This is a genomic window from Saccharopolyspora hordei, assembly GCF_013410345.1.
Lineage (GTDB): Bacteria > Actinomycetota > Actinomycetes > Mycobacteriales > Pseudonocardiaceae > Saccharopolyspora > Saccharopolyspora hordei.
The window spans coordinates 1,954,399-1,979,164 of record NZ_JACCFJ010000001.1 but is presented as its reverse complement, the minus strand read 5'-3'; the positions used below and the strand labels follow the sequence as shown (position 1 = coordinate 1,979,164).

General features: G+C 73.6%; 24 protein-coding genes and 1 riboswitch. Of the genes, 7 read left to right on the top strand and 17 right to left on the bottom strand.

Going from position 1 to position 24,766, the window contains the following annotated elements:
* Positions 1-26 precede the first annotated feature (26 nt).
* From HNR68_RS09335 to HNR68_RS09315, 5 genes are all read right to left on the bottom strand, one after another.
* Positions 27-1,025 carry a DUF6346 domain-containing protein gene (locus HNR68_RS09335; RefSeq protein ID WP_179719560.1) on the bottom strand — a complete coding sequence of 333 codons (999 nt, stop codon included), beginning with the start codon at positions 1,023-1,025 and terminating at the stop codon, positions 27-29.
* 258 nt (positions 1,026-1,283) lie between these two features.
* The gene (locus HNR68_RS09330) at positions 1,284-3,305 is read right to left on the bottom strand and encodes a putative cobaltochelatase (protein ID WP_179719558.1); all 2,022 of its coding nucleotides are present in this window, start codon (positions 3,303-3,305) and stop codon (positions 1,284-1,286) included.
* Between the two features lie 54 nt (positions 3,306-3,359).
* Positions 3,360-3,484: riboswitch (cobalamin riboswitch) on the bottom strand.
* Positions 3,485-3,596: 112 nt separating this feature from the next.
* A complete protein-coding gene (locus tag HNR68_RS09325; protein ID WP_179719556.1) occupies positions 3,597-4,064 on the bottom strand; it encodes a GNAT family N-acetyltransferase in 468 nt (155 codons plus the stop codon).
* 115 nt (positions 4,065-4,179) lie between these two features.
* Entirely contained in the window at positions 4,180-4,644 is a 465-nt protein-coding gene (locus tag HNR68_RS09320) for a DUF4291 family protein (RefSeq protein ID WP_343050026.1), read from the bottom strand.
* A gap of 171 nt (positions 4,645-4,815) precedes the next feature.
* Positions 4,816-5,595 (bottom strand): S1 family peptidase, encoded by a 780-nt coding sequence (locus HNR68_RS09315; protein ID WP_343050025.1) that lies wholly within the window; start codon positions 5,593-5,595, stop codon positions 4,816-4,818.
* A gap of 314 nt (positions 5,596-5,909) precedes the next feature.
* Here HNR68_RS09315 and HNR68_RS09310 point away from each other — a divergent pair, with 314 nt between their 5' ends.
* The gene (locus HNR68_RS09310) at positions 5,910-6,542 is read left to right on the top strand and encodes a LysE family transporter (RefSeq protein ID WP_179719552.1); all 633 of its coding nucleotides are present in this window, start codon (positions 5,910-5,912) and stop codon (positions 6,540-6,542) included.
* Here HNR68_RS09310 and HNR68_RS09305 read toward each other — a convergent pair.
* Entirely contained in the window at positions 6,456-7,682 is a 1,227-nt protein-coding gene (locus tag HNR68_RS09305; RefSeq protein ID WP_343050024.1) for an MFS transporter, read from the bottom strand. The genes HNR68_RS09310 and HNR68_RS09305 overlap by 87 nt on opposite strands.
* 155 nt (positions 7,683-7,837) lie before the next feature.
* Between HNR68_RS09305 and HNR68_RS09300 the strand changes: the two genes are divergently transcribed.
* Entirely contained in the window at positions 7,838-8,737 is a 900-nt protein-coding gene (locus HNR68_RS09300; protein ID WP_179719550.1) for a LysR family transcriptional regulator, read from the top strand.
* Between the two features lie 195 nt (positions 8,738-8,932).
* Here HNR68_RS09300 and HNR68_RS09295 read toward each other — a convergent pair whose 3' ends face one another.
* From HNR68_RS09295 to HNR68_RS09285, 3 genes are all read right to left on the bottom strand, one after another.
* The gene (locus tag HNR68_RS09295) at positions 8,933-9,739 is read right to left on the bottom strand and encodes a S1 family peptidase (RefSeq protein ID WP_179719548.1); all 807 of its coding nucleotides are present in this window, start codon (positions 9,737-9,739) and stop codon (positions 8,933-8,935) included.
* A gap of 409 nt (positions 9,740-10,148) precedes the next feature.
* Entirely contained in the window at positions 10,149-11,060 is a 912-nt protein-coding gene (locus HNR68_RS09290) for an NAD(P)-dependent oxidoreductase (RefSeq protein WP_179719546.1), read from the bottom strand.
* 57 nt (positions 11,061-11,117) lie between these two features.
* The gene (locus HNR68_RS09285; protein ID WP_343050023.1) at positions 11,118-12,080 is read right to left on the bottom strand and encodes a sugar kinase; all 963 of its coding nucleotides are present in this window, start codon (positions 12,078-12,080) and stop codon (positions 11,118-11,120) included.
* Between the two features lie 193 nt (positions 12,081-12,273).
* Between HNR68_RS09285 and HNR68_RS09280 the strand changes: the two genes are divergently transcribed.
* From HNR68_RS09280 to gdhA, 4 genes are all read left to right on the top strand, one after another.
* The gene (locus HNR68_RS09280) at positions 12,274-12,819 is read left to right on the top strand and encodes a YbhB/YbcL family Raf kinase inhibitor-like protein (protein ID WP_179719544.1); all 546 of its coding nucleotides are present in this window, start codon (positions 12,274-12,276) and stop codon (positions 12,817-12,819) included.
* Positions 12,820-12,952: 133 nt separating this feature from the next.
* Entirely contained in the window at positions 12,953-13,969 is a 1,017-nt protein-coding gene (locus tag HNR68_RS09275; protein WP_179719542.1) for a VanZ family protein, read from the top strand.
* A gap of 14 nt (positions 13,970-13,983) precedes the next feature.
* Positions 13,984-15,381, top strand: a complete 1,398-nt coding sequence (locus tag HNR68_RS09270) for a mycothione reductase (RefSeq protein WP_179719540.1) — start codon at positions 13,984-13,986, stop codon at positions 15,379-15,381.
* Positions 15,382-15,696: 315 nt separating this feature from the next.
* A complete protein-coding gene (gene gdhA / locus HNR68_RS09265) occupies positions 15,697-17,037 on the top strand; it encodes an NADP-specific glutamate dehydrogenase (protein ID WP_179719538.1) in 1,341 nt (446 codons plus the stop codon).
* Between the two features lie 48 nt (positions 17,038-17,085).
* Here gdhA and HNR68_RS09260 read toward each other — a convergent pair whose 3' ends face one another.
* Positions 17,086-18,330: a CynX/NimT family MFS transporter gene (locus HNR68_RS09260; RefSeq protein ID WP_343050022.1), complete on the bottom strand. Its 1,245-nt coding sequence runs from the start codon at positions 18,328-18,330 to the stop codon at positions 17,086-17,088.
* Positions 18,331-18,418: 88 nt separating this feature from the next.
* On the opposite strand from HNR68_RS09260, the gene HNR68_RS09255 reads away from it, so the two are divergent.
* Positions 18,419-19,114 (top strand): FadR/GntR family transcriptional regulator, encoded by a 696-nt coding sequence (locus HNR68_RS09255; RefSeq protein ID WP_343050021.1) that lies wholly within the window; start codon positions 18,419-18,421, stop codon positions 19,112-19,114.
* On the opposite strand, the gene HNR68_RS09250 is transcribed toward HNR68_RS09255, so the two are convergent.
* From HNR68_RS09250 to HNR68_RS09225, 7 genes are all read right to left on the bottom strand, one after another.
* The gene (locus tag HNR68_RS09250; RefSeq protein WP_179719532.1) at positions 19,090-19,326 is read right to left on the bottom strand and encodes a type II toxin-antitoxin system Phd/YefM family antitoxin; all 237 of its coding nucleotides are present in this window, start codon (positions 19,324-19,326) and stop codon (positions 19,090-19,092) included. The genes HNR68_RS09255 and HNR68_RS09250 overlap by 25 nt on opposite strands.
* 51 nt (positions 19,327-19,377) lie before the next feature.
* Positions 19,378-20,892 carry a cobyric acid synthase gene (locus HNR68_RS09245; protein ID WP_179719530.1) on the bottom strand — a complete coding sequence of 505 codons (1,515 nt, stop codon included), beginning with the start codon at positions 20,890-20,892 and terminating at the stop codon, positions 19,378-19,380.
* Positions 20,893-21,016: 124 nt separating this feature from the next.
* Positions 21,017-21,148 carry a hypothetical protein gene (locus HNR68_RS27125; RefSeq protein WP_281377426.1) on the bottom strand — a complete coding sequence of 44 codons (132 nt, stop codon included), beginning with the start codon at positions 21,146-21,148 and terminating at the stop codon, positions 21,017-21,019.
* Between the two features lie 132 nt (positions 21,149-21,280).
* Positions 21,281-22,138, bottom strand: a complete 858-nt coding sequence (map, locus tag HNR68_RS09240; protein ID WP_179719528.1) for a type I methionyl aminopeptidase — start codon at positions 22,136-22,138, stop codon at positions 21,281-21,283.
* Between the two features lie 61 nt (positions 22,139-22,199).
* A complete protein-coding gene (locus HNR68_RS09235) occupies positions 22,200-22,595 on the bottom strand; it encodes a type II toxin-antitoxin system VapC family toxin (protein ID WP_179719526.1) in 396 nt (131 codons plus the stop codon).
* Positions 22,592-22,864 carry a type II toxin-antitoxin system Phd/YefM family antitoxin gene (locus HNR68_RS09230; RefSeq protein WP_179719524.1) on the bottom strand — a complete coding sequence of 91 codons (273 nt, stop codon included), beginning with the start codon at positions 22,862-22,864 and terminating at the stop codon, positions 22,592-22,594. Before HNR68_RS09230 ends, HNR68_RS09235 begins: the two co-directional genes overlap by 4 nt.
* A gap of 56 nt (positions 22,865-22,920) precedes the next feature.
* Positions 22,921-24,708 carry a penicillin-binding transpeptidase domain-containing protein gene (locus HNR68_RS09225; protein WP_179719522.1) on the bottom strand — a complete coding sequence of 596 codons (1,788 nt, stop codon included), beginning with the start codon at positions 24,706-24,708 and terminating at the stop codon, positions 22,921-22,923.
* Between the last annotated feature and the right edge of the window lie 58 nt (positions 24,709-24,766).

The following is a 24,766-nucleotide window of genomic DNA, read 5'->3' as shown; positions in this document are numbered from 1 at the left end:
GCGACTGCTCCACTCGTTGCCTCCCATCACCCCGCTGTTGTCCAGATCGACGCGGTCCCCCCTGGATCGGTTCCACGCGACCTCCGGCTTGCGACCACCTTCACCCGCCACCCCACCGCGATCACCGCGCAGGGCAGCGCGAGCACGCCGACCACGCCGACGGGGTCGGGCAGCGTCGTGCCGAGCCCCGCCACGGCGGCGATCCCGCCGAGGACGAGCAGCCAGCCGCCCACCTTCCCCCACCTCGCCGTGAGCTCCGGCGGCAGTTCCCGCGGCTCGACGACGCCCTTCCGTCTGCGGTTCAGCGACACGGCCCACGCGGTGACGAGCGCGCCGAACCCGAGCACGATCGCGAGCACCGACAGCCCCGACGCGGTCGGGGACGCGGCGCCGAGCCCACCCGCGACCAACAGGCCCCACCCGATCGGCGCGGCCAGCGGCTGCCACCACTGCAACCGGACCCGCCGGCGGCGCTCCGCCCGGCGGTCCGCGGGCATCGGCGGCACGCCGGGGACCCACACGCCGTGGACGAGCAGGCCGGTCAACGCGACGAGCATCACCCAGCCGAGGACGGCGAACGGGCGCGGGGCGTCGACCACGACCTGGTCCGCCGCGTCGCGGACGTCCCGGTGCACCACGGGCGCGGGCTCGGTCGTGTTCCGCGGGGTCAGCTGCGAGGACGGGAACTCCTCCCGCGTCGTCCGCCCGTCGGACCAGGTCACCTCCGCCTCGCAGGACCAGTACCAGCCCAGTCCGGACCGGCTGATCGGCCCGACCCGCTCGCAGTGCGTGGCCAGCGCGGTGCCGCGGTCGGTCACGGCGCCGTCGGACGCCACCGCGCCGGTGAGCACGAAGACCGTGTAGCAGACCAGTGCGATCACGACGCGCACCAGGACCTGGGAGGCCACGAAAGCCGTGCGCCAGAACCGCTCCTCGCGCGGCAGCTCAGCCCACGGCCGGCGCCACGGCGGCGTCCGCGGGTTCCGCGCCGCCTCCCCCGCAGGTGCGGCCGACTGCGAGCCCATGTCCCTCCATCGGCGGTACCGAACACACTTCGGTGCAGCATCTTCGCACCGAGGAACGGACGAACCGCGCGGACCCGGCACACGTCACAACCGGGGCCAGAGACTGAGAGGCCCCCGCACTCAACCAGCCTGGGGGTCGCCGGGAGCGCGGGGGCACTTCGCAAGTCCACCCCTGGGGGTCAGGTGGACGGCAGCCACCGTACCAATCCGAGCAGCGGGCCGGTACTCGTGTCAGCCGATCTCGTAACCAAACCGAGATCAAGCGGCGCGCGGCCGTTCGTCCCGGACGGCTCGCACGACCCCCGCGACGTTCTCCGCCGAGAGCTCCTCGAGCCGCAGGCACGGGCCGCCGAGGGCCGCGGCCAGCCGGGCGGCCAGGCCCAGCCGGACCATCCCGCTCTCGCAGTCCACCACGACGGACGCCGCGCCCGTGCTCGCCACCAGCCCGGCGGCCCGCAGGGCGTCGTCCACCGCGCGCTGCGCGCGGTCGCGCCCGCTCAGCCCGGACTGCACCGGCACGGTGGCCTTCCCGTCGGTCAGCAGCACGACCAGGGCGCGGCGCTGCGGGTCGCGCGTCCGCTCGCGCTGCACCACCCGCTGGACCTGCAGCAACCCGTCGGCCAACGGGGTGCGGCCACCCGTGCGCAGTCCGCGCATCCGCGCCGCCGCCACGTCCACAGAGGACGTCGGGGGCAGCGCGAGCTCCGCCGACCCACCGCGGAACGTCACCACACCGACCTTGTCCCGCCGCTGGTAGGCGTCCCGGAGCAGCGACAGCACCGCACCGCTGACCGCGGACATCCGCTCCCGGGCGGCCATCGACCCGGAGGCGTCCACCGCGAACAGCACCAGGTTGCCCTCGCGGCCCTCCCGGATGCCGCGCCGCAGGTCACCGGGCCGCAGCACCAGTCCCGGGCCGCTGCGCCCCCGCGCGAGCTGGTGCGGTGCGGCGGCGGCCAGGGTGGCCGCCACGTGCACACCGTGCCCCTCCACAGCGGACGGACGCGTCGTCCGGCCGCTGCGCGACCGCGACCGCGAGCGCCGTCCCGGCGCGCCCTCACCGAGGCCCGGGACCTCCAGCAGCCGCGCCCGGAACGCCGGCGTCGGCGCGGCCGGTGGCTTGTCCGCCGGGGCGCGCCCGTCGCCGCCCTCGTCCGCGCCGCTGCCGCCGGTCGGCTCCGTCGGCCCGTCCGGCGACTGACCGCCGCCACCCCCGGGGCCGTCGTCCGGTCCCTCCGGCGGCTCGTCGCCGTCGTCCCCGGCGTGCTCCGCGGCCTCGGCGAGCGCCTGTTCCAGCTGGTCCTCGGCCATGCCGGGCTCGTCGAAGGGGTCCCGGCGACGCCGGTGCGGCAGGGCGAGCCGGGCAGCGGCCTCGACGTCGGCCTCGGTGACCGCGTCGGCGCCGCGCCAGGCCGCGTGCGCGACGGCGGTGCGGGCCAGCACCAGGTCGGCGCGCATCCCGTCGACGTCGAAGGCCGCGCACAGCGCGGAGATCCGGCGGAGTTCGGCGTCCGGCAGCGCCACGTGCCGGACCCGGTCCCGCGCGGCGCGGATGCGCTCGGCGAGCTCGGCGTCGGCGTCGGCCCACTGCGCGGCGAACCCGGCCGGGTCGGCTTCGAAGGCGAGCCGGCGGCGCACCACCTCGGTGCGGGTGTCGACGTCGCGGGACGCCGCGACGTGCACGGTGAGGCCGAACCGGTCGAGCAGCTGCGGCCGCAGCTCGCCCTCCTCCGGGTTCATCGTCCCCACCAACAGGAACGACGCGGGGTGCGTGACCGAGACGCCTTCCCGCTCGACGTGCGCGCGGCCCATCGCGGCGGCGTCCAGCAGCAGGTCGACGAGGTGGTCGTGCAGCAGGTTCACCTCGTCCACGTACAGCACGCCGCGGTGCGCGGCGGCGAGCAGACCCGGCTGGAAGGCGCGGACACCCTCGGTCAGCGCCCGCTCCAGGTCCAGCGAGCCGGTCAGGCGGTCCTCGGTGGCACCGACCGGGAGCTCGACGAGCTGCGCCGGGCGCTGCGTCGCGGCCGAGCCGTGCGGCGCGTCCGGGCACTGCGGGTCGGGTCCGGCCGGGTCGCACCCGAAGCGGCAGTCGGCGACCACGTCCAGCGGCGGCAGCAGCGACGCCAGCGCGCGCACCACGGTGGACTTCGCGGTGCCCTTCTCGCCGCGCACCAGCACACCGCCGATGCGCGGGTGCACGGCGTTGAGCAGCAGCGCCAGCCGCAGGTCGTCGTGACCGACGACGGCGGAGAAGGGGAAACGGGGAGCAGCGACCACGTCGACGTTCCTTCCTCGGGGTTCGGACGCCCCGGTGGCGGGAACAAGGGGCCGCAGTGTCCTGACTCCCGGATCTCCGCGCCCCTCCGGCCTTCCCAGGTCGTCCCGGTGGCTCTCGGGGGAGGGCCGCTCCCCGGTCACAGTGGCGCCGACCGTGCCGGACTCGCACCGGCTTCCTGCCGCACCCCTTGCATTCGGATCACGGAGATCGTCGCAGAACCGGACCGGTGGGCCCAACCGCCCACCGCCCCGCCGAGACGCGCGCCACTGCCGGCGCGGCCGGAACTCGGGTCAGGCGCGGCGGCGGGGTTCGCGACGCATGTCGATGTGCGGGATGCCGTCCTCGAGGTACTCCTCGCCGTCCTCGACGAACCCGAAGGAGGCGTAGAAGTCCTTGGCGTAGACCTGCGCGGCGAGCACCGCCGGGGCGTTCTGCACCTCGGCGACGGCGGCGCGCATCAGCTTGCGCGCCAGGCCGTGCCCGCGCGCGGACTTGGCGGTGCACACCCGGCCGATCCGGAAGGTGCCGTCGGGGTCCTCGAGCAACCGCAGGTAGCCGAGCACGTACCCGTCCGCGGAGTCGATCCAGAAGTGCCGGGTGGTCTCCTCGAGGTCGCGACCGTCGAGTTCCGGATAGGGGCACTCCTGCTCGACGACGAACACGTCGACGCGCAGGCGCAGCATCCGGTAGAAGTCCGCGGCGTCCAGGTCCGCGGTGTAGGCGCGGTGGACGGCGGTCGCGAGAGGCTCGAGGGTCATCCTCTCCTGGATATCACAGCACGGTCTCCGCACCCGCATCTACCTGCACCGTGAGTAGCCAACACCACTCCCTCGGCCCAGTCCGCGACCGCGCGGGACGGTCGGTGTGACCGCGTCACGCCGTGGCGCCGAGGCGGCGGGCGATGTGGTCCGGCAGCGGGTACGGCGTCTCCTGGGGCAGCGCCGCCTCGGCGGCGTCGAGGTCGCCGGCGGCGACCAGCGCGGCGATCTCGCGCATCGTCCCGGTCGCGTCGGTGAGGGAGGTGGTCCACTCGCCCACGTAGCGCTCCACCGCTTCGCCGCCCAGTCCCGCTTGGGTCGAGCGGTGGTCCAGGGGCCGGTGGAGCAGGTCCCGTTCCGGGTCCCACTGGACACGGACGGGGCTCGTCCTCTTCTGCTCCGCCCACACCTCCCGGGTGCCGTGGACGTCCGGCTCGAAGTGGCTCAGGCAGGCGTGCTCGAGCGCCCACGCGAAGCCCGCACGGGTGACCTCCACTGCCAGCGCCCGCTCCTGGCCCGGCTTCGTCGCCCAGCCGCAGCGGTGGGCCATCCACCGGGAGGACGGCTTGATCCAGGTCATGCGCTCGCGCTTGAACGTCCCGGCCGCCAGGGCCGCGCGTCGGCGATCTCCGGCGAGTGCGCCTGGTGGACGGTCAGGGACGACTCCGTCTGCTTCGCCCGCACCGCGCGGTTCACCCGATCTCCCACACCACGTCACCCTGCGGCAGGCGAGCGCCGGATCAACCGGGTTTCAGAGCTGGCCGGTGAGCTCGTCGGCGTAGCGGGAGAGGCGGGTGTAGACGCCCGGCGTGTTCGGCCGACCGCAGCCGGTGCCGTACGACACCACCCCGATCAGGCGGTTGTCCGCCACGATCGGGCCACCGGAGTCGCCGGTGCACGCGTCGCGGCCACCCTCCGGGTACCCGGCGCAGAACATGCTCTGCGGGTCGTAGTCCGCGTAGGCGCCCCGGCACGCCTCGTCGGTGGTGATGGGCACGTCCACCGCGCGCAGGCCCTCCGACGGCCACCCGGACTCGCTGGTCCTGCCCCAGCCGTAGACGCGGCCGACCGTGCCCGGCCGGTAGTGCTCGGTGTCGCCCGGGTCGACCAGCGGCACCGGGCGCTGCGGCAGCGGCGCGTTCAACGTCAGGACCGCCACGTCGTCACCGCTGGTGTAGCCGCGGAAGTTCGGGTGCACCCACACCGCCTGCACGTCCGCGACCACGCCCTCGTCGGTGCGCAGGTCGGTGCGGCCCGCGATCGCGCGCAGCTCCTGCGGTGCGCGCTGCGTGCCGGTGATCTCGTCCACCACGCAGTGCGCGGCCGTGACGACCTTGACCGGCGCCACCAGGGCCCCACCGCAGAACTGCCGACCGCGGTCGTCGGTGACGGCGACCGCCCACGGGGCCTCCGCGGTCGTGGCCTCGGTACCGCCCACGATCCGGGCCTGCGTGTCGTCCGCCGCGCCCGCCACCTCGGGGTGCGCCCCGGCGAGCGCCACCACCGCGCCGGTGATCACGAGCCCTCGCACTGCGGATCCGGTCCTGCCACGCGCCACGTCGACCCTCCCACTGTCGCGGATCATGCTGATGGCACACAGTAGTCAGTCGCGTACCGACACATCACGAGGCACAACTCACACATTCGCAGGAAAATATTTCGTTAAGATTGGATTAGACGGGAAATCCTTCTGAGCCGGTCAGTGTGGACCGTCGCTCGTCCTTCCCGTGCCGACGCGGACCTGGAGCGCCTCGCAGCGCCGGGTCCGCGAAACGTCGCTTGATCAGCTGACAGATCAAACCCGTTCGAGTGATCAACGCTGCGCGCTGTCCGGAGGAGTGAACCGTGCTCGTGGACCTGACCCCGCTGCCCGCCTTCCTGGTGGCCAGCGCGGTGGTCGTGCTGACCCCTGGCGTCGACCTCTTCCTGCTGCTGCGGACCTCGCTGCACCGCGGCCGGCGGGCGGGGATGCTCGCGCTCGCCGGGATCCACACCGCGAGCATCCTGCAGGTGGCACTGGTGATCTCCGGGCTCGGCGCCCTCGTGACCAGCCACCCCGCCGTGCTGTCCACGCTGAAGTGGATCGGCGCCGCCTACCTGGTCTACCTGGCCGCGTCCATCCTGCGCGGGCTGTGGCTGACCAGGAAGAAGACCACCGAGGGCACGCTGGCCGGACCGCCGGTCGACGACGCCGACCCCTACCTGCGCGGGCTGCTCAGCAACCTCACCAACCCGAAGATGCTGCTGTTCAGCCTGGCGTTCCTGCCGCAGTTCGTGGGAGCGGCCGCCTCCCCGGCGCTGCAGCTGGTGCTGCTCGGCGTGGTCTTCCTGCTGCTGGCCCTGGTGTGGGAGGCCTCGATGGTGCTCGGCGCCGCCCGGATCGCCGACCGGCTACAGGACCCCCGCGTCGCGAAGTCGCTGGACGTGGTCAGCGCGGCGGCGTTCCTGACCATCTCGGTCGGGCTGGTCACGACCTGAGACCAGCGCGCCGGTGGCCAGCGCGAGCCCGACCAGCACCAGCAGCACCACCTGGGCAGGCACCACGGGGGCGAGCAGGCTGATCGCGAACGGCGTGGCGAAGCCGAGGTAGGCGATGCACCAGAACACGGCGGTGAGCCGGGCCAGCTCGCCCGGTCCGGCGATCCGCCCCACCACGGTGAGGCAGAACGTCACCGTGAACCCGTACCCGGTGCCCATGAGCAGGCACGCCGCCAACGCCCACCAGGGCAGCACCCACGCCACGGAGACCGCCGCCAGCCCGAGCCCGGCCGCCAGCACCAGCAGGCCGACCACGGCCGGGGCGCGCTCACCGCGCCGGGCCGAGCGCCGCGCGAGGGGCTGCACCACGGCGCCCAGGCCCGGGGTGAGCAGCGCGGTGACGCCGGCGTAGACGATCTCGACGCCGTGCAGGTCCCGGGCCACCAGACCGGGCAGCGTCCCGAACGCGACCGTCGGCCCGACGAACACCCACGGCGCGACCGGCAGCACGAGGCGGCGGAACCGCGGGTCGCGGGTGCCGAGACCGCGCGCACCCGAACCGCTCCCCGGTGCGCGCGTCTCCGGGCAGGACAGCGCGAGCACGACCCCGCCCGCGCACAGCAGCAGGTGCGGCAGGTACGCGGTGACCAGCGGGTGCGGCCCCCACTGCGCGACCAGGGCGGAGACCAGGCCGCTGACGCTGAAGCCCGCCGAGAGCATCACCCCGGCCCGGCGGGCGCCGACGCCGTCCTCCCGCGCGGTCCCGAACGGCGGGTGCGACAGTTCCCGGACCCACGCGCTGCCCGCGGCCAGCACCGCGCCCGTGCTCAGCCCGGTCACCAGCCGCCCCACCGCCAGCCAGGGCGCGGCGAGCACGCCGGCCATGAGCGCGGTGGTCGCCGCGGCGTTGAGCACGACGGCACCGAGGACGACCGGGCGCCGGCCGCGGCGGTCGGCCAGCGGGCCGCCGAGCAGCAGGCCCGGCAGCAGGCCGACCACGTACAGCGCGAGCAGGCCCGTCGTCACCGGGCCGGGCAGTCCCAGGTCGCGCTGGTAGGCGCCCAGCAGGGACGAGAACTGGTTCGCTCCCCAGCCCACCGCGGTCATCAGCAGCGCGGCGGGCAACCATCCGTTGCGCACCCGGTGGTTCTAAGCCCTCGTCGCGCGGCGGCACAGCAGTCGTTCAGGAATCGTGAACGCGGCCGTGATCTCCGTCTCGAACGGCTTCCCGGAACCGCAGGTCCGGCCGCTCCGCGGACCCGCTCAGGACTTCCGCGGGTTCGTACGCTGCGAGCATGGACCTGCGTCGGTTGACGTCCTTCCTGGCGGTCGCGGAGGAGGCGCACTTCGGCAAGGCCGCCGAGCGGCTGTTCCGGTCGCCCGCGTCCGTCACGGCGCACGTCAAGCAGCTGGAGCGCGACCTCGGCGTGCGCCTCCTGGAGCGCTCGCCCGTGCGGCTCACCCCGGCCGGGGAGCGGTTCGTCGGGCACGCCCGGTCCCTGCTGGCCGCGCTGGACGCCGCGGTCGCCGACGTCACCGAGGCGCCGCCGGAGCGGACGCTGCGGGTCGGGGTGATGAGCAACGGCTCGGCCGAGCTGACGCCGGCCGTCGTGCAGGCCTTCCAGCGGGCCTGCCCGGACGTCTCCGTCGAGTTCCTCGCCCTGGACTTCACCGAGCACGTCTCCGCGCTGGTGCAGCACCGGGTGGACGTGGCGTTCGTGCGGCCCGCCCCGGTGGACGAGCGGATCGCGGTGGACGTGGTGACCACCGAGCGGCGCATCGTCGTCGTGCCGGCGTCCTGGGAGCTGGCCGACGCCCCGGCCGTGCACCTCGACGACGTGCTCGACCTGCCCTACGTCAGCCTCCCCGAGCACACCCCGCGGCAGTTCAGCGACTACCTGTACTTCACCGAAGCGCGTGGCGGCCTGACGCCGAACCGCAGCAGGTCGCACGCGGTGACCCCGCACGAGGTCCTGACCACGGCCGCCGCCGGGCGGGGCGCCGGGTCGGCGCTGGAGTCGTTCCAGCGCTACTACCCGTGGCCCGGCACGGTCTGCGTGCCGGTGCTGGACGCACCGCCCGAGCACAGCGTGCTGGCCACCCGTGCGGGCGACCGCAACCCGGCGGTGCGCACGTTCCGGTCGCTGACCACCCGCCTGGCGCGCGAACTCGGCCCCCGACTGCGGCTCGCTTGACCGGCTGACCTCGGTGCCCCGCTGGTCGCGGCCGGTGAGCACATCGCGAGGTCGCCTCCACTCCCGAGCACGGGCCCAGCCCGGTGACGACCGTCCTCGGTGGACCGCCTCGTCGCCGGCTCGCGGCCGCCCGTGCCCCGCGGTGACGTGACGCGGCCGGGGCGCTCCCGCCGCCCCGGCCGCGCGGTCACCTGGTCAGGAGTCCAGCTGCTGCTGCACGTCGTCGTGGTAGGTCGCCACGCGGGTGTAGATGCCCGGCGCGTTCGGCCGGGCGCAGCCGGTGCCGGTGGAGACGATGCCCACCAGCTTGTCCTCCACCACCAGCGGTCCGCCCGAGTCGCCCTGGCAGCTGTCCACGCCGCCCTCCGCGAACCCGGCGCACACCATGGCGTCCGCCTTGTACTGCGGGTACGCCTCCTGGCAGTCGGCGTCACTGGTCAGCGGAACGTCCGCCTTCTGCAGGGTGTCCGACGCCTGGCCGCCTTCGGCGGTGTTGCCCCACCCGTACACGGACGCCATCGTGCCCGCTTCGTACAGCGTGGTGTCGTCCTTGGTGGCCACCGCCAGCGGCTGCTGCGGCAGGTCCTGGCCGAGGGTGAGCACGGCGACGTCGGAACCGGTGTTGGCGTCCTGGTACTGGGGGTGCACCCAGATCCCGGTCACGTCGGCGACCGTGCCGTCCGTGCTCTGCTTGCTCTCCCGGCCCGCGACGACCTTGACCCCCTCCGGCTCGTCCCCGTCGACGCAGTGCGCGGCGGTGATGACCTTGTTGGCCTTCGCGACCGTCCCTCCGCAGAACTGGTTGCCCTGGGTGTCGGTCAGGAACACCACCCACGGGTGGTCGGTGATCTTGGCAGGCTCGCCCCCGACGATGGGGGGCGCCGCAGTGGCCGCGATCCCGGATCCAGCCGCTTCGGCCGCTCCCGTCACCAACCCCGACGACAACGTCGCCGCCGCCAGCAACCCGGCCACCGACCACACCCGGCTCCGTGTGTTCGCCATCTCGATGCCTCCTCCCCCGGAGCCCCTCCGGCAGATCGTGTCTCGACCCGCCGTCTCCGGCTCAACCGAAGTGTCCATGAGAGAGAGGATCAGAACCCGTCGTTGGATTCGGAAGCACGAAGGAGCACAACTCGATCGAGTGGAAATACCCCGTCATTTACACACCAATGGCGGACACGCACTGTCCAAAGAGGACTCGATTGCTCAGGGGTCCACCACGCACTCGCACCGAGTGTTCTCACTCATGACAGAGGCGGTTCTGTCAATGCTCCAACAGGACTTCCCGAGCCGGGTGAGCCACCAGGACACCGGTCCCACCGACCAGCTCCACTGTGGACGGGACAAGGGGTCGTGAGCGCGAAGACCGGCTCCCACCGGCCTCCGCGCTCACGACCGCAGCCTGCCGCGGTCAGTAGCCCGCAGCGCGGTCCACCACGCCGAGGAGCGGCTCCCCGGCGAGGCGGCGGCGGACGTTCTCCTCCACCCGGCGGGCCAAGGCCGGGACCAGCAGCGACTCCGGGTTGGCCGCGTGCGGCGAGACGATCGCGCGCGGGTGCTGGAACAGCGGGTGCCCGTCCGGCAGCGGTTCCGGGTCAGTGACGTCCAGCGCCGCCCCGCCGAGCCGCCCCTCGTCCAGCGCGGCGAGCAGCGCCCCGGTGTCGACCAGCGAGCCGCGCGCCACGTTGACCAGCCACGCGCCCGGCTTCATCCGGGCCAGCGCGTCCGCGTCGACCAGTTGTGCGGTCTCGGCCGTGGCGGGCGCGGCGACGACCACGAAGTCCGACTCGGCGAGCAGCTCGCGCACGCCCTCGACGTCGTCGGCACGCCAGGTCGCGACCGCACCGTCGACGGGCTTGCCGGACCGGTTCACCGCCAGCACCCGCACCCCGAAGGGCCGCAGCAGCGCGATGAGCGCCCGGCCGATGCCGCCGGCCCCGAGGATGCCGACGGTGGAGCCGTGCACCCCGCGCATCCCGTCCGGCTTCGCCCACCGCGACGCCCGCGCCATCAGGTGCACCTGCCGCGCCCCGACCAGCATGAGCCCCAGCGCGTGCTCGGCGACGGTCTGCGCGTAGGTGCCCGCCGCCGAGGTGAACGTCACGCCGTCCCGCAGCGCGCCGGAGGCCGCCCAGGGCTCGATCCCGGCCGACGGCAACTGCACCCACTCCAGGCCCGGGTGGTCGAGCTCGGCGAACTGCTCCGGCGGCCCGCCGTACCAGACCAGCGCGCTGGCGTCCGCGGCGGAGCTGAGCTCGGCACCGCCCGCGACGACCGCGGCCTCCAGCTCGGGCAGGGCGACCGGACCAACGTGGACCTTCACGACTTCTCCATCCCTCTCGACCATCTCGGCACGCTCCCGGACCGGGCGAGCGCGGTGTCACCGGGCACCGAAGCTCAGCCCGCCCCACGCCAGGTCGTCGCACCCGAGCCACCGCTCCAGGTCCGCGGCGTCCGGCGCCGGCGTGTGGTCCTCGGTGCTGAGCAGGCTGTGGGCGGCCAGGACGTGCCCGAGCCGCAGGCAGCGCACGGTGCCGTCGCCGCGCAGCACCCCGGAGAGGAACCCGGCGGCGAACGCGTCCCCGGCCCCCACCGGCTCGACGACGTCGACCTTCGGCGCGGGCACGGTCACCGCCTCGGCGCCGAACGCGTGCGCGGCGTTGGCCCCGTCCTTGACCACCACGACGTCCGGCCGGCCCAGCACCTGGCGCACGTCCTCGGGCGCCCGCACCCCCCACAGCGCGTGCGCCTCGTCCAGCCCGACGAACACCAGGTCGGCGAGCTGGGCCAGCTCGCGCAGCACCGGGCCGGCCTGCTCGACCGGCCACAGCGCCGGGCGGTAGTTGACGTCGAAGGAGACCCGGGCGCGGCGCGGCCGGGTGAGCAGGTGGCGGACGAGCCGGTCGCACCTCGCCGAGAGCGCGGGCGTGATGCCGGAGAGGTGCAGCAGCCGCGGCGCGTCGGCCCGGTCGTCCGGCAGGAAGCCTTCGTCCATGGTGGACGCCGCGGACCCGGCGCGGTAGTAGTGCACCCGCGTGCCCCGCGGTCCGGGGTCCTTGAAGTAGACGCCGGTCGGCGCGTCCGAGCGCACCTCGACCAGGCTGGTGTCCACCCCGGCGGCGGCGATGGCGGCGACCACCCGCCGCCCGAGCGGGTCGTCCCCGACCCGGCTGGCCCAGCTCACCCGGTGCCCCAGCGCGGCCAGGTGGATGGCGACGTTGGACTCCGCGCCGGCCGCGGAGAGGGTGAACACCGGGGCCTCCTCCAGCGGCACCGGGGAGGCCGGCGAGACCAGCGACATCGTCTCCCCCAAGCACAGCACCTCGGAGCCCGGCTCCACCACGGTCGCTCCTCCTCGCTCCACGACGTCGCGGCACAGCCTAGCGAGGACTGTGCGAAATACCCACCGCCGTTGCACGGTGTGCAATGCCCGCGGTGGGCGACCGCACCCAGCGAGCCGGTCCGCGCACGGGGCCGACCGGGCTTCTAGGCTGGCCGGAGATCACCGCAGATCCTTGGAATGGAGGTTGCTTCGCATGAGTCTGGAGCGCCCGATCGACCCCGATCCGTATTCGCTGCTGCCTGCGGTCCCGAGCTTCGACGTCACCTCCGACGACGTGACCCACGGGGAGCCGATGCCGCGTGCCCACGCCTTCGACGGGATGGGCGCCGACGGGCAGAACCACTCGCCGCACCTGCGCTGGTCGGGCTTCCCGGAGGGCACGAAGAGCTTCGTGGTGACCTGCTTCGACCCGGACGCGCCGATCCCGGGCGGGTTCTGGCACTGGGTGCTCGTCGACATCCCGGCCGACGTGACCGAGCTGGCCACCGACGCGGGCAACCGCAACGGCCAGAACATCCCGGCCGGCTCCTTCCACGTGGCCAACGACTTCGGCGAGCGGGCCTTCGGCGGCGCCGCCCCGCCGCCCGGTGACCGGCCGCACCGCTACTACTTCGTGGTGCACGCCGTGGACACCGACAAGCTCGGTGTGGACGACTCGGCCAGCCCGGCCGTGGTCAGCTTCAACCTGGCGTTCCACACCCTGGCGCGCGCCGTGATCACCCCGACCTACCAGCACTGACACGCAGCGCTGGGCCGTGCCCGTCCCGGGTCCCGGGGCGGGCACGGCTGTTCTGACCACCCGTTCGAGGTGTATCTGGAACGGGCCTTCGCGCCTCTTCACCACGGGGACTCCCGGACGTGAGGAGGGCGAGATGAGCGTGCTGCCGGGTTGGTTCGCCGCGCTGGTCACCACCGGCCTGGCGGCGCTGCTGTTCGCGCCGTTGGTCGCCGCGGAGCACCGGCGGCACGGCGAGCTGCGCGTGGGCGTGGCGCTGCTGCGCTTCGCCACCACGCTCTACGCGGTCGCGCTGGCTAGCTACGTGCTGCTGCCGTTCCCCGGCGACGGGGCCTGCCACCCACCGCAGTGGCAGCTCTTCGCCGGTCTCCGCGACCCGGCGATGTGGCCCCAGTTCGGGTGCAACGTCGCGCTCTTCGTCCCGCTGGGCGCGTTGCTGCGGCGCGGCCCGGTCGCGGCCGCGGTCACCGGCGGTGCCGTCTCGGTGTTCGTCGAGCTGACCCAGCTCACCGGCCTGTGGTTCCTGCGCCCGTGCCCGTACCGGGTGTTCGACGTCGACGACCTCCTCGCCAACACCGCCGGAGCGCTGCTCGGCGGCTTCCTGGCGCCGCTGCTGCGCCGGGTGCCCACCACCGCCCGCGACCGGCCGGCGGCACCGCGCCCGGTCCGCGCGTCCCGGCGGCTGCTCGGCATGTGCTGCGACCTGCTGCTGCTCTGGTGGCTGGGCGTCGCGGGCGCGCGCGGCGCCCAGCTCCTGCTCTGGCTGACCGGTACCGCTCCCGGCCCGTGGTGGGCGGCCACGGCGCTGTGGTTCGCGCCCGCCGCCGTGCTGCTGGTCGCGACGCTGCTCGGTGGGGGCAGCTCACTCGGCCAGCACGCGGTGCGCCTGCGCGCCCGCGCCCCCGGCCGCCCGCGGCGCGCCGCGCTGCTGCGCTGGACGACCGGCCTCGGCGGCTTCGCCACTGCCCAGGGCGTGTGCGAGGCGGTGCTCGGCGGGGCGGACCCCGTGCTGGGGGCGCTGTGGTGCGCGGTGCACGCTGCGGGCGTGATGAAGACCCGAGACCACCGCGGAATCACCGGGTGGGTCGCCGGGTTGGAAGTGATCGACGCCAGACAAGGCCAGCGCGCCCCGAAGGTGGCCCGCTCGACGTGAGGCAGGATGGACCAGTGCGGCACTTCGACCTCGTGATCATCGGTTCCGGCTCCGGCAACACGATCCTCGACGACCGGTTCGCCGAGTGGGACGTCGCCATCGTGGAGAAGGGCGTCGGCCCGAACGACGCCTACGGCGGCACCTGCCTGAACGTCGGGTGCATCCCGACCAAGATGTTCGTGCACACCGCGGACGTGGCGAGCGCCCCGGCGAGCGGCGCCGGGCTCGGCGTCGACCTGGAGCTGCGGGGCGTGCGCTGGCACGACGTCCGGGACCGGATCTTCGGTCGCATCGACCCGATCGCCGAGGGCGGACGCCGCTACCGCGCCGAGGACAACCCGAACGTCACCCTCTACCAGGGCGTGGCCCGCTTCACCGGCGTCAAGCAGCTGGCCGTGCAGACCGCGGACGGCCCCGAGACGATCACCGCCGACCGGTTCGTGGTGGCCGCCGGCGGCCGCCCGGCGATCCCAGACGTCCCCGGGTTCGAGCAGGTCGGCTACTACACCAGCGACACCGTGATGCGGCTCGACGAGCTGCCCCGGCGGATGGTCGTCGTGGGCACCGGGTTCATCGGCGCCGAGTTCGCCCACGTGTTCTCCGCGCTCGGCGTCGAGGTGACCGTGGTCGGCCGCTCGGGGCACGTGCTGCGCACCGAGGACGTCGACGTCTCGGCGCGGTTCACCGAGCTCGCCGCGCAGCGCTGGGACCTGCGGCTGAACCGCAAGGTGGTCTCCGCCGAGCGGGACGGCGAACTGGTGCGCCTGCACCTGGAGGGGCCGGACGGCGCCGAGGTGGTCGAGGCCGAGGCGCTGCTCGTCGCGACCGGCCGGGTGCCGAACACCGACCTCCTCGACGCCGCCGCCGGTGGGCTGGAGCTCACCGACAGCGGCAAGATCAGGGTCGACGCCACCCAGCGGACCTCGGTCGACGGCGTGTGGGCGCTGGGCGACATCAGCTCCGACTTCGAGCTCAAGCACGTCGCCAACCACGAGGCACGCGTGGTGCAGCACAACCTGCTGCACCCGGACGAGCCGATCGAGTCCGACCACCGGTTCGTGCCGCACGCGGTGTTCACCGCCCCGCAGATCGCCTCGGTCGGGCTGACCGAGCAGGAGGCCCAGCGGCGCGGTGTCGAGCACGTCACCTCGACCCAGGACTACGCGGGCATCGCCTACGGCTGGGCGATGGAGGACACCACGGGCTTCGCCAAGCTCCTCGCCGACCCGGACACCGGACAGCTGCTGGGGGCCCACATCATCGGCCCGCAGGCCCCGACGCTGCTCCAGCCGCTGGTCCAGGCGATGCAGTTCGGGCTGGACGCCCGCACCATGGCCCGCGGCCAGTACTGGATCCACCCCGCCATGCCCGAGCTGGTGGAGAACGCGCTGCTCAACCTGCCGCTGCGCTGACCGGGCGCAGCACGTTCGCACGGGCTCCCGCACGTGTCCGGGGTGTGAACGAGCCCCCGCACGTTTCCCGGGTGTGAACGGCGTCGCCCTCGCCGCGCACCGTCGCCTGGCCGCCGCGGTGCGCGGCACCCGTTGTCCCTGGACACGCAGTTCCACACCGGTTCACCAGCCACGACGCTGGTCCGACTCCGCGCGGGTGGTGTGGTCGGCATCATCTTGATCCGATCCAGACCGGGGAGTGTGCTGGAGCGGCAGTTGTGTCCTGGCCCTGGGGGTGCAACGCTCCAGTCGCGCGAATGAAGGAGTTCGAAACCAGTGCTTCACGAACGTCTCGAGCCGGTCTACGACAACGTGGTCCAGCGCAACCGCGGCGAAACGGAGTTCCACCAAGCCGTTCGCGAAGTGCTGGAGAGCATCGGGCCCGTCATCGACAAGCACCCCGAGTACGCCGACCAGAAGATCATCGAGCGCATCTGCGAGCCGGAACGGCAGATCACCTTCCGGGTGCCGTGGGAGGACGACCACGGCGAGGTGCACATCAACCGCGGCTTCCGGGTGGAGTTCAACAGCGCGCTGGGCCCGTACAAGGGCGGTCTGCGCTTCCACCCGTCGGTGTACCAGGGCATCGTGAAGTTCCTCGGCTTCGAGCAGATCTTCAAGAACGCCCTCACCGGCCTGCCCATCGGCGGCGGCAAGGGCGGCGCGGACTTCGACCCCAAGGGCCGGTCGGACCGCGAGATCATGCGGTTCTGCCAGAGCTTCATGACCGAGCTGCACCGCCACATCGGCGAGTACGTCGACGTCCCCGCCGGGGACATCGGTGTCGGCGGCCGCGAGATCGGCTACCTGTTCGGCCAGTACAAGCGGATCACCAACCGCTACGAGTCGGGCGTGCTGACCGGCAAGCACCTGTCCTTCGGCGGTGCCCGCGTGCGCACCGAGGCGACCGGCTACGGCTGCGCCTTCTTCGTCCAGGAGATGCTGGCGGCGCGCGGCGAGTCCTTCGAGGGCAAGCAGGTCGTGGTGTCCGGCTCGGGCAACGTCGCGATCTACACCATGGAGAAGGTGCACCAGCTCGGCGGCACCGTGGTGGCCTGCTCGGACTCCTCCGGCTACGTGCACGACGAGAACGGCATCGACGTCGAGCTGGTCAAGCAGCTCAAGGAGGTCGAACGGGCCCGGATCTCCGAGTACGCCGAGCGGCGGCCGGGGGCGAAGTTCGTCGCCGACCGCAGCGTCTGGGAGGTGCCCTGCCAGGTCGCGATGCCGTCGGCCACGCAGAACGAGCTCAACGCCGACGACGCGACGAAGCTGATCGCCAACGGCTGCATCGCGGTCGGGGAGGGCGCGAACATGCCGACCACCCCCGAGGCCGTGCGCGCCTTCCAGCAGGCGGGCGTCGCGTTCGGGCCGGGCAAGGCGGCGAACGCGGGCGGCGTGGCGACCTCCGCGCTGGAGATGCAGCAGAACGCGTCCCGGGACAGCTGGAGCTTCGAGTTCACCGAGCAGCGGCTCGAGCAGATCATGAAGGACGTGCACGACCGCTGCTACGCCACGGCGGAGGAGTACGGCATGCCGGGCAACTACGTGGCGGGGGCCAACATCAACGGCTTCACCAACGTCGCCGACGCCATGCTCCGCCTCGGCCTCATCTGACCCGAGCCGGCCGAGGGGCGCCCCGCCACACCGGGGCGCCCCTCGGCGTCAGACCGTGCGCGGGCGGCCGGCGATGACGCCGAACACCGCCTGCAGCGCGACCACCACCACGAGCACCAGCAGCGACGCCGACCAGCCGCCGGTCACGTCGTGCAGCACGCCGAACAGGAACGGCCCGAACGACGCGACCAGGTAGCCGACGCTCTGCGACATCGCCGACAGCGAGCCGGTGTCGGCGGCGTTGGCCGTGCGCAGCGAGATGAGCACCAGCGCCAGCGGGAAGGCGCTCATGCCGATGCCGATCGCCAGCGCCCACACCACCGGCACGCTCAGCGGCGCCAGCAGCAGCCCGAGCAGACCGCCCGTGGTGAGCACCGCCATCCCGACGGCCCAGCCTGACTGGCTGCGGGTCCGGGTCACCAGCGGCGGCAGCACCATGTTGATCGGCACGCCGATCAGCAGCAGCAGGCCGAGCAGCATGCCCGCGGTGGTGCCGTCCAACCCGGCTCCCTTGAACACCTCGGGCAGCCAGCCCATCACGACGTAGGCGACGAGCGACTGCAGCGCGAAGTAGCCGGTGATCACCCACGCCAGCGGGCTGCGGGCCAGCGACCGCCGGGGCCCGGACGAGCCGGCCACCTGGCGCGCGGACGAGCGGTGCGCGGTGGCGGGCACCCACACGCAGAGCGCGGCCAGGGCCACCACCGCCCAGGTGGCCAGCGAGAGCCGCCAGCTGCCGGTGGCGGCGTCCAGGTACGGCGTCAGCGCGGACCCGGTCGCACCGCCCGCGGCCATCGCCGTGGTGTAGAGCGCGGTGGCCATCCCGACCCTGGTGGGGAACGCCTCCTTGACCACCACCGGGATGAGCACGTTGCACATCGCGATCGCCGCGCACACCAGGACGGTGCCGCTGAGCACGGTCCACGGGCCGCCGGTGGTGCGCAGCAGCATCGCGGCGGTGAGCACCGCCAGCGACACGCCGATGACCTTGTTGATGCCCATCCGCCGCGCCAGCAGCGGCGCACCGATGCCCGCCACGCCGAAGCACAGCGTGGGCACGGAGGTCACGACGCTCGCCCAGGTGCTGGAGGCACCGAGCGAATCCCGCACCTCGCCGAGCAGCGAGGCGAGGCTGGTGACCGCGGGGCGCATGTTCGCCGCCGCGAGCGCCACGCCGGCCAGCAGCAGGCCGCCCCCGGCGACCGCGCGGTTCCGGCTGGGCGCGGCACCGCGGTCCGCGAGCGCGTCCGGGTGCACGTCCGTGGAGATCCGGGTGGCATCCTGGTCAGCCACATGGTCAGAGGCGTGCTGGGTACGTGACTCACTGGACATCACGACCTAGTGTGTCAAACGTAGGATGTTTGGATGGGAGGACCTGCCAGTGCCTTTGGTCACTGCCAAGAGGACGGGGCTGGTCGACCAGGTCATCACCCAGATCCGCGAGCTCGTGTCGTCCGGGGAGTGGCCGGTCGACGAGAAGATCCCGGCCGAGGCCGAGCTGGTGGCGGCGCTCGGCGTCGGTCGCAACACCGTCCGGGAGGCGGTGCGCGCGCTCTCGCACGCGGGGCTGCTGGAGGTCCGGCAGGGCGACGGCACCTTCGTCCGCGCCACCAACGAGATCTCCGGGGCCGTGCGCAAGCTCTGCGGCACCGAGCTGCGCCAGGTCCTGGAGGTGCGGCGCGCGCTGGAGGTCGAGGGCGCGCGACTGGCCGCCCGCGCGCGCACCGAGGACGACCTGCGGGAGATGACGGCGCGCCTGGCGGCGCGTGAGGCCGCGGCGCAGGAGCGGGACAGCGCCGCGGTCATCGCCAACGACGCCGAGTTCCACCGGCTGCTGGTCGCGGCCTCGCACAACCCGGTGCTGATCTCGCTCTACGACGGGATCCGCGAGGCGGTGACCTCCAGCGTGGCGACCACCTTCAACCCCGCGCTCCCGCCGGAGCAGCTGCTCTCGCACACGGCGCTGCTCGACGCGGTGCGCGAGCAGGACCCGCGGCGGGCCGCCGAGGAGGCCAGCGGGTTCCTCGACGAACTGCTCGCCCAGACGGGGTCTCAGGACGAGGCGTCCGGCCAGTAGTCGGTCCCGAGGTCGAAGGCCTCCGCGCCCGCGGGTGCGACCCAGGAGCCCGCGATCACCCCGGCGGCGAAGCCGCTGGACCGGCCACGCACGGGCGACAGCTGGACCGACGGCGCCCCGAACCGGGTGATCACGACCTCCTCACCCGACTCAGCGCGGTCCAGCAGCTCGGCCAACCGCTCGCGGGCCTCGTCCACGGTGTACTCAGCCATGCCGTCGACGTTACCCGCGTGACACCGCTGGGAGCGGTGACCGACGCGGCGTCACCCGGCCAGCACAGCGGGCAGACCGGCGGGCGCCCCGCGGTCGAGCAGCCTGCGCAGCGCGTCGGTGTCCAGGTGCTCCTCGACCAGGTCCCCGAGCAGGTCCAGCTGCGCGGCGCGGACGTCGGCGAACACGGTGTCCTCGGCAGGCTGGAACCGGTCCCGGCCCGCGCGCCGGGCCGCCCAGCGCAGGAAGGACCGCCGGAAGGCGTCGTTCTCGAACAGGCCGTGCCAGTGGGTGCCGAGCACCGAATCGGCGATGCCGCCCTCGGGGCGCCCGTCGGCGGCGGTGACCAGGGGTTCGAGGTCGCCGCGCCGGACCGGCACCCCGTGGTGGATCTCGTAGCCGGACACCGGCTCGCCGAACGCGCGGCCGGTGGGCCGTGCCAGCGTCTTGTCCGGCGCGAACTCGATCTCCAGGTCCAGCAGCCCGAGTCCGTCGACCGCCCCGGAACCCGATTCGACGTCGTCGTGGATGCGCCGGGTCAGCATCTGGAACCCACCGCAGATCCCGGCCACCGGCAGCCCGGCGCGGGCGTGCGCGAGGACCGCCTCGGCCAGCCCGCTGCGGCGCAGCCAGGCCAGGTCGGCGACGGTGGACTTCGACCCGGGCAGCACGACGAGGTCGGCGTCGGTCAGCCGCGAGGGCTCGGTGACGAACCGCACCGCCACCCCCGGTTCCGCGGCCAGGGCTTCGACGTCGGTGGCGTTGGAGATCCGCGGGAGCCGCGGCACGGCGACCCGCAGCCACTGCCCGCCCCGGGGTGGTGCGGGCCGGCCGACGACACCGTCGGCGGCGTAGGACAGCGAGTCCTCGGCGTCCAACCACAGCTCCTCGGCCCAGGGCAGCACACCGTGCACCGGGCGCCCGGTCAGCCGGCGCAGCTGGTCCAGGCCGGGCGCCAGCAGCGCCGGGTCACCGCGGAACTTGTTGATCACGAACCCGGCGACGAGCGCCTGGTCCGCCGCGTCCAGGAGCGCGAGGGTGCCGAAGAGCTGCGCGAACACCCCGCCCCGGTCGATGTCACCGACCACCAGCGTCGGCAACCCGGCGGCCTGCGCCAGTCCCATGTTGGCGATGTCGTGGGCGCGCAGGTTGATCTCGGCGGGCGAGCCCGCGCCCTCGCAGATGACGTGGTCGAACTCGGCCCGCAGTCCCTCCAGCGTGGACACCACGGTGTCCAGCAGGGCCGCCTTGCGCGCCCGGTAGGACAGCGCCGTCACCTCGCCGGCGACCCGCCCGAGCACGACGACCTGCGAGCTGCGGTCGCCGCCGGGCTTGAGCAGCACGGGGTTGAACCGCACCGACGGTTCGAGCCCGCAGGCCGCGGCCTGCACCGCCTGGGCCCGCCCGATCTCCCCGCCGTCGGGGGTGACGACGGAGTTGTTGGACATGTTCTGCGCCTTGAAGGGGGCGACCCGGGCCCCGCTCCGCGCCAACCACCGGCAGATCCCGGCGGTGACGACGCTCTTGCCCGCGTCGGACGTGGTCCCGGCCACCAACAACGCACTCACGAAGAAGAACTCCCTACCCCACGGCCCCGTGCTGGCGCACCAGGTCCGGCCGGAACTGCGCGACCGCCCGGGTGATCCGCTGCGCGGTGCGGTCCCAGCTGCGCCTCAGGCGGGTTCGGGCTGGTCAGCGGCACCGCGCCGAACCCCGGGCCCGCGGGTGGAGCACCAGTGCGGCCGGCAGCGCCCGCGAGTCCGGGGCGTCCTCCGCCTCCGGCTCCGGCTCCTGGACGCGCACCGCGCGCAGCTCGGTCCACACGAGCAGGTCGGTGTCCCGACCGCTGCGCAGCGCGCGTCCACCCGGACCTGGTGTCCCCGGGCCGGCATGACCAGCACGAGCGGGGCGAACGGCGCGAAGATCGCGGCGGAGCCCCAGCTGACGGTGCCCGCGTCAGGGCAGCGTCAGGATCTCGTTGCCGTCCTCGGTGATGAGGATCGTGTGCTCGAACTGGGCGGTCCAGCTCTTGTCCTTGGTGGTGACCGTCCACCCGTCGTCCCACACGTCGTACTCGTGGGTGCCGAGAGTGATCATCGGCTCGATGGTGAAGGTCATGCCCGGCTCGAGGATCGTCTGCACCGACGGCTCGTCGTAGTGCAGGATCACCAGGCCGCTGTGGAAGGAACGGCCGATGCCGTGCCCGGTGAAGTCGCGGACCACGCCGTAGCCGAAGCGCTTGGCGTAGGACTCGATGACGCGGCCGATCACGTTGAGCTGGCGACCGGGCTTTGCGGCCTTGATGCCGCGCATCATCGCCTCGTGGGTGCGCTCGACCAGCAGCCGCGCCTCCTCGGAGACCTCGCCGGCCAGGAACGTCGCGTTGGTGTCGCCGTGCACGCCGCCGATGAAGCCGGTCACGTCCACGTTGACGATGTCGCCGTCCTGGATGACGGTCGAGTCCGGGATGCCGTGGCAGATCACCTCGTTGAGCGAGGTGCAGCAGGACTTCGGGAAGCCCCGGTAGCCGAGCGTCGACGGGTACACGCCGTGGTCGCAGAAGAACTCGTGCACGACCGCGTCGACGTCGTCGGTGGTCGCACCGGGCCGCACCGCCTTGCCGGCCTCGACCAGCGCCTGCGCGGCGAGCTTGCCCGCGACCCGCATCGCCTCGATGACCTCGGGCGGCTGCACGTCGGGGTCGGTGCCGCGCTGGGGGGCCGGCTTGTCGACGTACTCGGGACGCTCGATGTGCGCGGGGACTGGACGGCGCGGTGTCTGCACGCCTGGCTGCAACGGAGCTCGAACCGGCATGACCCCCACTCTAACCACGTCCCGCGGCCGGACTCCGGGCGGTGACCGCCGGTCCACCCGGTCACGCGGCGCCGGGAGAGGCGGTGGCCAGACCAGCGTCCTCGGCCGCGGCGAGCAGGGCGGGGTCGTAGGAGACGTAGGCCACCAGGCCGTCCTTGATCTTGCAGGCCGAGGCCAGGTGCACCGCGTCCACCGGTCCGACCTGGGCCCGCAGCCCGCTGGCCGCGTCCAGCACGTCCTGCTTCACCGGCAGGTGGTCGATCTTGGAGATGACGATCTCGGCCAGGTCCACGGCGTGCGGGCCGACCTCGCGGAAGGTCCGCAGCACGTCGACCTTGGACAGGGCGCTGGTGACCCGCGGGTGCTCCCAGCGCTCGCGGACCCACTGGCTCAGGGCCTCGCTCTCCGGCTCCGGGGCGATGAGCTTGATCAGCGCGGAGGAATCGAAGTAGATCAAAGCCGCTCCTGTTCACGCCTGCGCAGCAGCCGGTCGGACACGCTCGGGGTGGGCGCTGCGGGCAACGGGTCGGGCAGCTCGCCGCCTTCGCCGGGCACCAGTTCCCCGGCCGCGACGAGCTCGTCGTACAGGGACTGCTCGCGGGTGGGCGGAGCCAGCACGGCGACGGTGCGCCCCCGGTCGGTCACCAGGAACGACTCACCGGCGGCGACCCGCTTCAGGTACCGGCTCGCGTACTGCCGCAGCTCGCGCACACCGATCCGCTCCATGCGCTACAACGTAGCACGTCGATCACCGCACGCGATCACCCGACCACGCGACGCGATCAGATGCCTTGCAGGAACCGCCGGGCCGTGTCCACCGCCGGGCCGGACGAGCCCGCGTCGGTGACCAGGACCGCGAACGCCACGTCGTCGCGGTAGCCGACGAACCAGCCGTGCGCGTGGGTGCCGTCGCCGAACTGCGCGGTCCCGGTCTTGCCGCGCACCTCACCGGAGCTGACCAGTCCGCGCGCGGTGCCCTCGGTGACCACCTCGCGCATCATCTGCCGGAGCTGGTCCAGGGTCTGCTGGGAGGGCGGCTGCGGGTTCGCGTCGGCCTCGGTCCGCGTGCCGCGGATCAGCGTGGGCACCGGCATCCGGCCCTCGGCGATCGAGGCGGTGACCAGCGCCATGCCGAACGGGCTGGCCAGCACCCTCCCCTGGCCGATGCCGTTCTCCGCCCGCTGCACCACGGTGTCGGCCGGCGGCACCTTGCCGGTGATGGTCGTCGCGCCCGGCATGGTGAAGTCCACGCCCAGCCCGTACCGCTGCGCCGCGTCGGTCAGCGCCTGCGCGGGCAGGTCCACCGCCAGCTGCGCGAACGTGGTGTTGCAGGACTGGGCGAAGGCCGTGTGCAGCGGCACCCGGCCGAGGTCGAACTCCTCGTCGTTGGGCAGCACCCGGCCGTCGAAGACCTTCGTACCGGGGCACTCCACCGGGGTGTCGACGTTGACCTTCCCCGCCTCGAGCCCGGCCGTCGCGGTCACCGTCTTGAACGTCGAGCCGGGCGGGTACTGGCCGGTCAGCGCCACCGGCCCCTGCGCGTCGGCCGCCGGGTTCTGCGCCACCGCGAGCAGGTCCCCGCTGGAGGGCTGCACGGCCACCAGCATCGCCGCCTGCGGCACCGCGTCGACCGCCTGCTCGGCCGCCCGCTGGGTGCGGTCGCCGAGGGTCACGGTCACCGGCTCCACCGGTCGCGCGGCGACCTCGTGCAGCACGGCCGCCTCGGCGCCGGACGGGTCCACCGCGACGACCCGCCACCCGGCGGCGGCCGCGACCTGCTCGTCGACCGCGCGGGACACCCCGGCCAGCACCTGCGTGCCGTACCCGCGGTCGCTGGCCACCAGCCGCGTCTGCACCGGGAACCGCACCCCGGGCAGGTCGTAGACCTGCGGCTTGACCCGCTCGTAGTCGGCCTGCCGGAGGGTCACCACCGCGTACGGCTGGCCCTGCGGGGTCTTCGCGACACCGTCCACGATGGACTGCTGGGTGATCGACGGTTCGATGCTGCGCAGCGCGTCCGCCAGCGCACCCGCCACTCCCGGCAGGTCACCGGCGGCCTGCGGGTCCAGGCTCACGGTGACCAGCTGCTCGGGGCGCATCACCTCGGTGCCGTCGCGGTCGCGCACCGGTGCCGGGTCGGGCCGCTGCTCGCGGAACGCCAGGGTCTGCCCGTCCCGGAGGTCGGGGTGCAGCACGCTCGGTGCCCAGCGGACCTTCCAGCCCTCGTCGCCCTCGACCAGCTGGAGCCGGCTCGGGTACTCCCACACCCGGCCCGCCCCGAGGTCCCAGGTCAGGTCGAACGTCGCGGTCGGCGTGCCCTGCTGGTCCTCGGTGACCTCCCGGACGCTCGCGCGCACGCTCTCCGGGGACAGGCCCCGGTGCGCCGCCTCCACCGCCTGCCGCGCCTGCTCGGGGTCGTCGGTCTGGGCTGCGGCACCCGCCGCGTCCCCGGCCGCCACGGCGTTGACGAAGGACGCCGCGACGTCCTGCTCGGACGGCCCGGAGCTGCACGCCGCCAGGGGAACGAGCAGCAGAGCGGCGAGCCCGGCGAAGATCCGCGTGGAAACCATGCCCGCGAGTATGCCGAAAACGCCGAGGAGGTCCACCCGCGAACACGTCCCGGTCACG

Coding starts and splice junctions, on each gene's coding strand:
- HNR68_RS09335 (WP_179719560.1), bottom strand. CDS start 1,025: ATGGGCTCGCAGTCGGCCGCACCTGCGGGGGAGGCGGCGCGGAACCCG.
- HNR68_RS09325 (WP_179719556.1), bottom strand. CDS start 4,064: ATGACCCTCGAGCCTCTCGCGACCGCCGTCCACCGCGCCTACACCGCG.
- HNR68_RS09320 (WP_343050026.1), bottom strand. CDS start 4,644: ATGACCTGGATCAAGCCGTCCTCCCGGTGGATGGCCCACCGCTGCGGC.
- HNR68_RS09300 (WP_179719550.1), top strand. CDS start 7,838: ATGGACCTGCGTCGGTTGACGTCCTTCCTGGCGGTCGCGGAGGAGGCG.
- HNR68_RS09295 (WP_179719548.1), bottom strand. CDS start 9,739: ATGGCGAACACACGGAGCCGGGTGTGGTCGGTGGCCGGGTTGCTGGCG.
- HNR68_RS09280 (WP_179719544.1), top strand. CDS start 12,274: ATGAGTCTGGAGCGCCCGATCGACCCCGATCCGTATTCGCTGCTGCCT.
- HNR68_RS09275 (WP_179719542.1), top strand. CDS start 12,953: ATGAGCGTGCTGCCGGGTTGGTTCGCCGCGCTGGTCACCACCGGCCTG.
- HNR68_RS09250 (WP_179719532.1), bottom strand. CDS start 19,326: ATGGCTGAGTACACCGTGGACGAGGCCCGCGAGCGGTTGGCCGAGCTG.
- map (WP_179719528.1), bottom strand. CDS start 22,138: ATGCCGGTTCGAGCTCCGTTGCAGCCAGGCGTGCAGACACCGCGCCGT.
- HNR68_RS09230 (WP_179719524.1), bottom strand. CDS start 22,864: ATGGAGCGGATCGGTGTGCGCGAGCTGCGGCAGTACGCGAGCCGGTAC.
- HNR68_RS09225 (WP_179719522.1), bottom strand. CDS start 24,708: ATGGTTTCCACGCGGATCTTCGCCGGGCTCGCCGCTCTGCTGCTCGTT.